General features: G+C 36.8%; 5 protein-coding genes. All 5 read right to left on the bottom strand.

Annotated elements, in window-relative coordinates; all coding sequences use genetic code 11:
- Positions 1–176 precede the first annotated feature (176 nt).
- The 5 genes from EKM02_RS11805 to EKM02_RS11785 all read right to left on the bottom strand — a co-directional run bounded on the left by EKM02_RS11805 (position 177) and on the right by EKM02_RS11785 (position 11,814).
- Positions 177–2,447, bottom strand: coding sequence for a GH92 family glycosyl hydrolase (locus EKM02_RS11805; protein ID WP_126455399.1), 2,271 nt, complete (start codon positions 2,445–2,447; stop codon positions 177–179).
- Between the two features lie 47 nt (positions 2,448–2,494).
- A complete protein-coding gene (locus EKM02_RS11800; RefSeq protein WP_126455397.1) occupies positions 2,495–5,662 on the bottom strand; it encodes a GH92 family glycosyl hydrolase in 3,168 nt (1,055 codons plus the stop codon).
- A gap of 121 nt (positions 5,663–5,783) precedes the next feature.
- Positions 5,784–7,385 (bottom strand): RagB/SusD family nutrient uptake outer membrane protein, encoded by a 1,602-nt coding sequence (locus EKM02_RS11795; protein WP_126455395.1) that lies wholly within the window; start codon positions 7,383–7,385, stop codon positions 5,784–5,786.
- Positions 7,386–7,408: 23 nt separating this feature from the next.
- On the bottom strand, positions 7,409–10,411 hold the full coding sequence (locus tag EKM02_RS11790; protein ID WP_126455393.1) for a SusC/RagA family TonB-linked outer membrane protein: 3,003 nt from the start codon (positions 10,409–10,411) through the stop codon (positions 7,409–7,411).
- A gap of 227 nt (positions 10,412–10,638) precedes the next feature.
- On the bottom strand, positions 10,639–11,814 hold the full coding sequence (locus EKM02_RS11785; RefSeq protein ID WP_126455391.1) for an MFS transporter: 1,176 nt from the start codon (positions 11,812–11,814) through the stop codon (positions 10,639–10,641).
- Positions 11,815–11,872: the final 58 nt, after the last annotated feature.

Raw genomic sequence — 11,872 nt, 5'->3', positions numbered from 1 at the left:
GATTTCAGAAAATAAAAAAGAAATTTGATGTGTTTTGATAATCCCAGCTTAAAAAACAGGATGGTTATTTTTAAATACAATGGCTTATCAAACCAATAAAATTTGATTCCAATGCGAAATAGCGTTTAGGATTTGCTATCCGAGCATCAGAATCAAAATTTTAGCTTTATAATTTATTAATAAACAATGGATTTGGGACGATCTTCTTGTTTTTTTCCAAATTCGAGATTTGGTTTAGGTCCCATAACAAACTTAAGTTCTCCACCTTTTAAAATTTCCTTGTGAGTGATAAACGATTTTGAATGTTTTTTTCCATTTAAAGTAACTGATTGAATATAAATATTTTTGAAACTATTGTTTTCCGTTTCTACTTTAAAGTTTTTATTATCAGGTAAAGCAATGGTAACTTCATCAAAAAGAGGTCTGCCAAATACATACATTCCATTGGATGGATTTACTGGATAGAAACCCATAGAAGAGAACACATACCAGGCGGACATTTGGCCACAATCTTCATTTCCACTCAAACCATCAGGCTTGTCGGTATAGAGTTCATTCAAAATATAGTCAACCTTATCAGCAGTTTTATATTGCTCTCCGGCATAAGCATACATATAAGTTGTATGATGACTCGGTTCATTACCATGTGCATATTGTCCGATCAATCCTGAAATATCCATTGAAGCACCTTCGTCTAATTTTGAAGACCGACTAAAAAGTTCATCCAGTTTTGCAACAAAATGCTTGTCGCCGCCAAGAAGTTCGATCAGCCCTTCAGGATCCTGAGGGACCATCCATAAATATTGCCAGGCATTCCCTTCACAATAATCATTAATCCTGTGTTGTGCAGAAACGGGATCAAAAGGAGTTCTCCAGTTACCATCCAACATTTTACCTCGCATGAATCTTGTTTCAGGATCGAAGTATTTTTTATAGCCTTTTGCTCTTTCTCCAAAGTATTTAGCATCTTCTTTTTTGCCTAATTTTTCTGCTAACTTAGAGATTGCCCAGTCACTAATGGCATATTCCATAGCACTTGCTACCGATTCAGGACCATGATCAGCGGGTATGTAGCCGTATTTCATCATATCTTTCACCCCGGGTTCAAAATCACCAGTAGCCGATGTTTTCACGGCAAGATAGGCCTCTTCTAAATTAATTCCTTCGAATCCTTTAAGGCAAGCATCAACAATCACGGGAATGGCACTATAACCCGGCATCGTATTGGTTTCATTCCCTCTTAAATGCCATACCGGAAGTTTTCCTTGTTGTTTAAAAATCAAAAGCATGGAATTGATCATATCACTTACACGCCCGGGTTGGGTAATTGTGAAAAGAGGATGTGCTGCGCGGTAGGTATCCCAAAGCGAAAATAAAGTGTAGTTATTAAATCCGGGATCCGAGTATACTTTTTTATCGGTCCCTCGGTATTCTCCGTTAGCATCATTATAGAGATTAGGAGCAATCATGGTGTGGTAAAGCGCAGTATAAAACACTCTTTTTTTAGCTTCATCCTCTGTTTTGATTGTGACTTTTGAAAGCTCTTTATTCCATTTAGCATCGGCATCAGCCACTACTTTGTCAAAATCCCAATTTGGAATTTCAGCTTCAATATTAGCTAAGGCATTTTTCATGCTTACTGGTGAAACTCCCATTTTTAGATACAGAATCTCTTTTTCAGTTGTCGAAAATTCTAAGAATCCTCTGATCAATTTTCCTTTAGCTTCGTTTCCTTCCAATTTGGTATTTTCATTGTAGATTACAAAATTCTTTACCGGTTTTGAGAGTATCAAGGAGAAGTATTCTCTTTCATCTTCAGCCCATCCTTTTGAATACCTATAGCCCTCAAAAGTAGTATCGTTAATTTGGCGGATAAAGGTTTCTACGGCAATATCGGAGTTTCCTTCGCTTAAATCGACAATTACTCTGGATTCTTTATTCGCCGGAAATGTATATTTATGAATACCCACCCGTTCCGTAGCAGAGAGTTCCACTTTAATATTATAATCCTCTAATTCGACCGTGTAATATCCTGGTTTTACAGCTTCTGTCGTTTTATTGTAAAGCGAGGCATAACCCTCCTTTGGGCGGTCTTGATTTCCAGACCAAACTTTTCGGACTCCAACAGTTGGCAAAACCGAAAGTTCCCCTAAATCAGAAATCCCAGTTCCACTTAAATTTAGATGGGTAAAACCTTTTACAATACTATCTGAAAAATGATAGGAGGAAGACCAGTCCCAGCCTTTATAAAAATTACTAGGACCCAACTGGATTCCGCCAAAAGGAACACTGGCGCCAACAAAAACATGGCCGTGGCCTCCTGAACCAATAAAAGGATCTACATATTGTGTCAGGTTATCAATCTTTTTTTCTGAATCTTTTTGACAGGAACCAAAAGCTAATGCCAGGCCTAAAATTAGTACGCTTTTTTTTATAAAATAATTCATATGTTTATTTTTAAGTTATTATTTGATGCGTTATTGGTATTTATAATCTATTTTGCTCCCCATTTTTTATTGGGTTCTGGTCCCATGATCAGACTTAATTTACCGCCTTTGAGCAATTCACTTACCGGGAATTGAAAGCTGTTTAATACTTTTCCGTTGAGGTTTGCTGATTGTACATAAATATTTTTTTTTGAGGTTTCTTTTGCCTCGATTGTAAACTTTTTGCCTCGATCGTATTTTTGCCCAAGATCAATGGTTACCTTTTCAAATAATGGACTCCCAATTTCATAAATCGGATCTAAGCGGGTACCACCATCTGTTTGAAATAAGCCCAGTGCCGCCATTATAAACCAGGCACTCATCTGGCCCTGATCTTCATCCCCTAAATAAGCATTTGAAATATCAAATCCATAATAACGATCCAGTATTGATCTTGACCATTTCTGAGTTTTCCAAGGTTGATCGACCCAATTAAATAAGAAAGCAAAATGCATGGATTGTTGATTTCCCTGCACTACTGGAAAATCCCAATATTGATCTCCAGGAGCATTATATCTCCAGGGTTCGCTTTGCTCGAAACCCCAATTTAATCGTTCGATAAAACGATCTTTTCCTATTGCATTTGCTAAAGCAGGTATATTTTGAGGAACAAAAAAGGTGAGCTGCCAGGCATTCCCTTCTACATAATGGTGGTTTGCCCCTGATTTAAAAGGATCAAAGTCCGATTGCCAAATACCCTCGCTGTTGCGAAGTTGTGCATATCCGGATTTGGGTTCAATAACATTTCTCCACCAATTGCCTCGATCATTAAATATTTCGTAGTCTTGTTTTTTGCCTAAGGCTAGTGCTAATTGCCCCACAGTCCAATCATCAAAGGAATATTCCAGGCTATTGGAAAAGCGTCCTTTATCGGAAGGAACATAGCCGTATTTTAAGTAGGGCGCTAAGTCCTCGTTTCCGGCATAGCCGCCACCAATTTTTTGAGGAAGCGTAGTTTGCATTTTTTTTACCGCTGCAAAAAGTTTTTCGGTATCATAATCGCGTATTCCCATTTGATACGCTCCTACTAAAAGAGGTATTTCATGTTCTGCGACCATTACAGGAATATACTCCATGCCTGCGGGGCCTTTGGCCAGCCATCCGTTAGCATCAAACATGGCCAATTGCGATTTAACCCATCGGCTTGACCATTCCGGTGTTATTAAATTCCATACTTGATTCAAATTCCAAAAGGTATTCCAAAAGGCATCACAGCCTAAGGCAAGGGCATCAGTATCGGAGAATTTTTGTATTTTTTCGGTAGCATCCACCCAGCGTCCGTCAGAATCACTGTAAGTATTCCTGCAATAGGATCGGTAAAGGTTGGTATAAAAACGTGTTTTTTCCCGCTTGTCATTCGAACTAATTTCAACTCGATTTAGAATTTTATTCCAAGAATCAACCTGAGCCTGACGGATTTCTTCGAAATTCCATTTAAAAGGATCCGATATTTCTGTCTTGAGATTCCCACGTGCCCCTTCAATATCAACATATGAAATTGCTGAACGTGTCTGAATTATTTGATTTTCTCGCGTATCAAACTCTACATAGGCTCCCACTTTCGATAGGTTAGTACCCTTAATACTTCTATTTTTAGATACGAGCTCATTCTCCCATCCACCGAATTTATTAATATCTTGATCAAATTCTATAACAAAATAAATGGTGTATTCCTGATCGACTCCTCCAGACCAGGCATCTGCGGAGAGTTGTTTGCTGAATCCCTCAATTCTTCGATTATTGATTTGCCTTATTTCAGCATTCTGAACGAGATACTTGTATTCGGATGGTATTTGTAAATCAATCATTACTCTGGCTTTGGCCCCTTTGGGATAGGTATATCTTTGAAAGCCACATCGATTGGTCGCTGTTAATTCGGCTAAAATATTATAATCTGTTAATTTGACACTGTAATATCCGAGCGGAGTTTTTTCGGAAGCCTTGTCAATTCTAGATCTGTATCCGGATAAAGCTGGTTTTGTATTATTATCAAGCACTATAGGATTGATCAAATCGACACTTTGATCCCCAATATCGGTTTTAAGTTCTCCGGATGTCGGCATCATTCCTAATCCAGCCATAGTCCATTCGTGAATGTGACTAAAAGTTCCAATACTTTCAAAAGAAGGCTCGTATCCGGACTGCCAACCGTCATTTTGATTGTCAGGACTCAGTTTAACCATACTAAAAGGCATCCAAGGTCCTGGGGCAATCATCCATCGGGAATGGGCCGTTCCTATTCTTGTGTCTACGTAATTAGCTATTGAAGCTTCGATTTGAGGAGATCTAATTATGGTACCGTTTTCAATTATTTTACCGTCTAAAGCGATACTATAATTAGATTTCTGAGTACTTAACACTGCTGGCATGGGAGCCTCAAAGAGGTAACGACCCTGCTCTGTTTTTTGTTTAAAAATAAGAGAATTATCTAATTTAACCGTCAATTCCTGCGTGCCATTCAAATGTTCGACATCAATTAATAAGGGTTGAATCATTTTGTTTTTTAATTCATAATCTGCGGCCTTCACTTTACGTATAAAGGCAGCTTGGTGTGTTTTTGAGATACTGGCAGCAGCGGGGCTTTCGAGTCTTATTTCATCAAAAATAAGCCAGGAACCTTCAATAATACCGACTTGTATTTCATTTCCATGAGTGGTGATTATCTCCGAGTCTATGTCAATACTTATAATTTGTGAGTTTCGCGTATTAGGTTCTTTTTTGAGGCTAATATCACCAGTGCCGGTCTTTAGTTTGTATTTCCAAGATTTAGAATTCACGGTAATTTTTAACAACGACTCCAATTTTTCAGAAGTTTCTAAAACCGTGACAATTAATTTATATTTTCCTTGTTTTGGAAGTGTATCCATTCCAAATAAAATAGTCATCACATTTGTTCGTATCCCTGAAGTACCACCAGTACCTCCCCATTTATCCTGAGGACCTGGTATGATGTATGGCCAGTCTTTTTCAGGCTTTGAAACACCAATTAGATAATATCGGTCTTCCCAACCAAAATCTTTTTTCAGAAAGTCTTGATAAGCACCTGATTTCAGAGCAAATTCATCGGCTTTATTATTTTTAGTGCCAATTTGCCATAGTGTTTTTGTTTCAGTGCTCTCTTTCTTAAATTCGGGAATTAAGAAGAATAAGAGTAAAAGATATGTTAGATTTTGCATGCTTTTTTTGTTTATTAGGAGATTTAATTTACCCTTAATTCAAAAATAAAAAAGGGAAGAGCAAGCTATTTCAATACTTTTTTCATGCTCTTTTCTTCCCTTTTAATACTAGATTTATATTTTAGTAGCCCTCATTTTGAGTTAAATTTGGATTACGTTGTAATTCATTAGCAGATATTGGATAAAGAAGGTCTCTGGCCTGAAATGTATTTCCCCAAGTGTTTTGTGCCCCTATAAGATCAATAAAAGAGATTACTCCCTTATTATTAATGTTGGTTTTCATGATTTTACGGGTACGTTGCATATCCTCCCAGATTTTAAATTCAAGAGGAAACTCTCTCAGTCTTTCTTTCCAAACTTCTTCAATAAATTGATTGGGAGATAAAGCAGCCAGTTCGGTTGAAACTGTTTCCACACTTTTTCCTGTAAGTGAAGCTCTGCTTCTAACTTGGGCTAAGTAGCCTCTAGCTTCGGCAGTGACTCCTTCTGTTTTGGCAATTGCTTCTGCGGCAATAAGCAATACTTCGGCGTAGCGGTATATTTTAAAATCTTTGTCTTGTTGCCCTGAAGTAAATAAAGCATTTTGGTCAAACCACAAATAGGGCATCGTTGGAAAATTTCTTGTCTCGGTATTTGTACCGCTAGAATTAGAATAATCATAGGTAAACTGTGAATGAAAAAATTGTTTTTCCTGAATTCTAATATCTTCGGTGCTGTCATAAATAGCTAGTAATCCGGGGCGAGGCAAAAAGACTTCGGTGGTAATAGCAAATTTGAAAATTTGTCCAGGCCAGCTAACAGCACCTGTTGGAAAAGAATAGGTTGCCATCCATCCATTCGTTGCAATACCTGACATATATTCAACCTGGTACATGTATTCATCTTCGCTATCAGAAGTTCTCATAATATTATAGGCACTATTAGTAGTTGTATTTCCATTTTGGATTAGTCTATAGTTTCCTGAATTGATAATTTCCCGAGCCGTTGTTGCTGCTTCGGCATATTTATTCGCCTGAACTGGAAATCCACTCATATGCAAATAAATATCAGCCAAAAGGGTATTAACAGCACCTTTTGAGATTCTGAAATTGTTTTTTGGCATAGGAAGGTCTTCTAAATCTCCTTCTTTACTAGCATAAGTAAGATCCGTAATCATTTGTTCGTATACTATTTTTGAAGTTGAACGTGCAACATAAATATCCTCTTGGAGGGTATCAATAATAAGGGGTACGTCTCCAAAATATTTTACTAAATAGAAATAATTAAACGCCCTGAAGAAATAGGCTTCTGCTAAAAGTTGCTTTTTTTCATTATCGTTTAAACCTGGAGTTACAGGAATATTTTCAATAGCAAAATTAGCTCTAGCAATTGCTCTATAACAAGGATCCCAAATTCCATCGAGATAACCAGCACTTGTTTGCGCATTAAGACTAAGGCTTTGACTTTGAACAATAAATTGTTCCTGTCCTTTATAGTTAGGATTGTCAAAGAAGCCTGACATGTATCCGCCACTCATTAGTTTAGGACCGTTATAAGCACTAGCAGCATAAGTAAGGTCCTGAATCCCGCCACGATACAGCTGATTTACTGCAGCATACGCATGATTGGGTGAAGTGAAATATTGATTTTGTGTAATTTCACTTAGGGGCTCTTCAACTAAGAAATCAGAACAAGAGTTCAATATTAAAAGGAGTCCCGTTAAAAGTATAATAGATTTTTTCATATTAAATTTCAATTAAAGGTTGGTTAAAAACTAACATTAAGTCCAAAAGTGAGCGTTGTTGGCCTTGGATATTGAAAGAAGAACATATTCTGTCCCCATTGATTTCCTCCTTGTGAAGATCCTTCGGGATCAAAACCTTTAAAGGACTTGGCGTTTAAAACCCATGCATTGTTTAATGTAGAATAGATTCTTAAACGATTAATACCACTTTTTTCAAGAAACGTATCGGGGAAGTTATATCCAAAAGAGATAGAGTTCAGTCGAAGATAAGATCCATCGGAAACCCACTGGCTGTCCATTTCCGAACTTTGACCGCTAATAGGGCCATTCCGAATTTGTTGTACCATCGTGTTTTGATTTTGTTCAGTCCAAGCTTCGGTTAGTGTTTCAACTAAACCATTACCATAACCCGTTCTATCCTGAGTAGAGTGAAAAAACTGTTGAAGAATTTCGCCTCCCTTAACAAATTGAAAGTCCAGGATGAAATCAAAATTTTTATATCGTAATTTATTTATAAAACTTCCAGTCCAATCAGGTAAACCACTTCCTAAAATACTTTTTGTAGTTGATCTTTTAGCCTCACCCGGAATTTGATTTACTAAGGCGGCTTCAGCAGCTTCATCTGTACTCCAAGTTCCTAAACGAGTATATCCATAGAAAGATCCCAAAGACTCCCCAACGCGCAAGATTGTCTGACTTCCTGATACCCAAAAAGGACCTGGTTCAATATCTTCGTTGTTCGTGCCTAATTTTTCAATACGGTTTTTGTTGAAGTTTAAATTCAAAGAGGTATTCCAAGAAAAATCATTATTTTCAATGTTTACTGTTGAAACTAGGATGTCTACTCCACGGTTCGATACTTCACCAATATTATCGAGTACGGATGTAAAACCAGTACTATGCGGAACCGGACGATCTAACAAAAGATCGGTTGTGGATTTGTAATAATAGTCAAATTCGAGAGAAACTCTATTTTGAAACATACTTAGGTCAAAGCCGATATCGAATTGTGAAGTTTTCTCCCATTTTAAATTGCTGTTAGGAAGTCTGTTAGAGTAGGATGAGGGAGCACGTTCTCCATTAATCAGAGCAGTACCGGAGGCTATAGTTGCCAGAGATCTGTAGGTTCCAATTTCGGAATTTCCTGTAAGGCCATAACTGGTTCTAAATTTTAATTGGTTTATAAACTTAAGATTATTTACAAAAAAATCTTCTTTAGATGCGATCCAACCTAGACCCAAAGAAGGGAAGAAGGCATATTTGTTTTGGGCACCAAATCGGGAAGAACCATCCATTCTGGCGGTGAATGTTGATAAATAACGATCTTTATAAGTATAGCCGGTACGCACAAAGTACGAATTCATAGCCCAGCTTTCTGATAATGAAGTAGGAGGATCAGGTGTTGTCGCTGCTCCCATATTATTGTATTTGAAAAAATTATCAAAAAAACCTCTAGTGGCCGAACCACTTCTTTCAAAACTATTTTCCTGCCAACTCAGACCTAGTACCGAATTTATACGGTGATTATCGCCTAAATCTTTATTGAAAGTAAGGAACGTTTCTTGTTGCCAATACATGTTTTGTTCGTTTGTGATTTGAGCAAAACCATTAGGGGCAGAGATATTTACTAAATCGGTAGGCCAATAATCTTTATAATTACGATATTGGTTATCAACTCCAAATTGAGTTTTTAAATCCAGACCAGGTAAAATATGAAAGGTCAAAGCAGCATTACCAAAGATTTGAGTACGATTGCGTAAACGCTCCTGAGTTTCTAGCACATGAACCGGATTAGCCATTCCTTCAAATCCAAAATTATCAGTTGTACCTAAAGAATTACTCCAGGAACCATCCGGATATTTTACAGGAAAAAACGAAGGCATTTCAATCATAGTTCTCCTGGGTGACTGCCCGCCACCATCTTCCTCAACCGCATTTTCATTTGTACGATTAACGAGCATGTTAATTCCAAAATCAAACCATTCTTTAGGTTTAACATCAAAGGCAAATTTTGCATTAATCCTTTTCATATAGGAATTCAGCATAATCCCTTGACTGTCTGTAAAATTTAAAAAAGCACCTACCGATGATTTTTCTCCCCCTTGTTGAATACTAATTTGGTGATTTTGAGAGATAGCAGTTCTAGTAGCCTCTTCTTGCCAATTTGTATTGTAAAGTGGCTGTCCATTCGCATCAAATAAGCGAGGATCATTAGTGGTTAGTACAGGAGCAGCTCCCGGCTGATAGTCATTATATTTAGGGGCATTGGCATAGCCCGTTTTAATCACTTGCAGTAACTGATTTGAGTCTAATACATCCATTTGTTTCCGCAATTGACCAAAACTGACATAAGTGTCATAGGCAACGGTAATTTTGTCACTTTTGTTCCCTCTTTTGGTGGTCACTAAAATAACTCCATTAGCTCCTCTAGCTCCATAAATCGCTGTTGAAGAAGCGTCTTTTAAGACTTCCATACTTTCGATGTCATTGGGATTTAGAAATTGAAAATCCTGCATGGCAACTCCATCCACTACATAAAGTGGATTTGATGAAGAGTTAATGGTACCGACTCCTCTAATGACTACTCTATTACTCCCTGAAGGTGAGCCAGAATTTGTGTAAACATTAACTCCGGATACTTTACCTCTCATACTTTCTAGAGCATTAAAAGAGGGGTTTTCAAGGATTTCTTTGGATGTAATTTTACCTATGGCACCAGTAACGTCAGATTTTCGCTGTACACCATAGCCCACCACAACAACTTCATCTAATTCCTGAGAGTCTTCGGCTAATATGATATTAATCGTTGTTAATTGACCTACCTTGCGAATACTTGTAACGAATCCCAATGAAGAAAATTCGAGTTCTGAGGATTCATTTGGCACAGTAATACTAAACTTACCGTCTAAGTCAGTAATTGTACCTCTTGATGTACCTTTTACAACCACATTTACTCCTGGCAAAGTATTGTTTTTTGTATCTAGTACTTCGCCTGTTATTTGGATATTTTGTCCAAAGGCAGTCATTGAAAAAAGGAAGATAAATGCGCTACAGATACTTGTGAGACGCGATTTGAATAGTCTGTAAAAATCAGACTGTTTTTTCTGTATATACATATAATAAAAAATTATTTAGTTAAAGATTTTTTGTTAGTTAAAGATTTTTTAGCATAAGCACTAGGGTTTTTAAGTGATGCATTTTTACGGCATCTGGACATTTTAATAATTAGTTTTGGTTCTCAAAATTTAATTTTTTATTTATCAACAGTTTCGATTTCTACCTTTTTTACAAAAAACGAAAGATAAATATGGTATACGCAGCATAGTATCAGTACAATTAAAGCTCCAGCCTGTAAGTCTAAGCTATCGGATGCTAAGCCCATTAACCAAGGAAATAAGGCACCTCCAGAAATCCCCATAATTAACAAGGCAGAAATGTCATTTGATTTATCGGGTAAATATTGAAGCGCATAGGAAAAAACGATAGAAAAGATATTAGAAACCGATAAGCCTACTAAGGCTATAAATAAGTAGAGTATGTTTAAGTTATCAGCAAAAATCAGAGCAAGTAAAGAACTTATAGCAATAAAAGTACTAGTGATATAAAATTTTCGGACTGAAACATAGGAAAGCATAATACTCCCCAGAAAAGAGCCGATAGTACGAAATATGAAATAGACACTAATAGCATAAACGGAGTCTAGGGAGGTCATTCCAAAAATACGTTCTTCCATTAGTTTTGGCGCTATTGTATTAATTCCGACATCAATGCCCACGACTGTAAAAATTCCAATAAACAATTTTAATACTGTTGGATTTTTTAGCAATGATAAAGAGGATTTGAAGGAGGAAGAGTGAATGGTCTGGTTTTCAGTGATGGGAGTAACCAACAACCAAAAGGAGGATGCCAAAGTAGCTATCAGATAAACGGGAAAAATTAGCGTCCAATCCCCAAATTCTTTGGCGGCGTAAGCGGCAATTATCGGTCCCAAAAAAGATGATATTGCCTTTACAAACTGTCCTGCAGAAAGACTGGCAGTAAGTTTATTGTTTTGTACCACATTAGACAATAGTGGATTTAGGGAAACCTGAATAATAGTATTACCTATTCCTAGTAATGCGAAAGTTATTAAAATGATTGTAAAGTTATAAGCAAATAATGGTAGCAAAAAAGCGGTTAAATGAACGATCATACTTAGAAGAACTGTCTTCTTTCTTCCGATGCGATTCATTAATAAACCCACTGGAATAGAGAAAATTAAAAACCAAAGGAATACAACCATAGGCAATGTACTAGCCATGGAGTCACTTAGATTAAAATCATGTTTAATGTTGTTTGTCGCGGTACCAACAAGATCCACAAAACCAACAATAAAGAAACCAAATAGAATGGGAAGTATTTTTTTGAGGTTATAATTGCTATTTTTCATTTTATTTTTTTTATTCAAAAAAGTAAATTTTTTAGGTAATCATCATTTTTTTTTGATA

It is taken from the genome of Flavobacterium sp. RSP49 (assembly GCF_003968735.1).
Classification (GTDB): domain Bacteria; phylum Bacteroidota; class Bacteroidia; order Flavobacteriales; family Flavobacteriaceae; genus Flavobacterium.
Note: the sequence above shows the minus strand (reverse complement) of the source record. Positions and strands in the feature narration are given on the sequence as shown.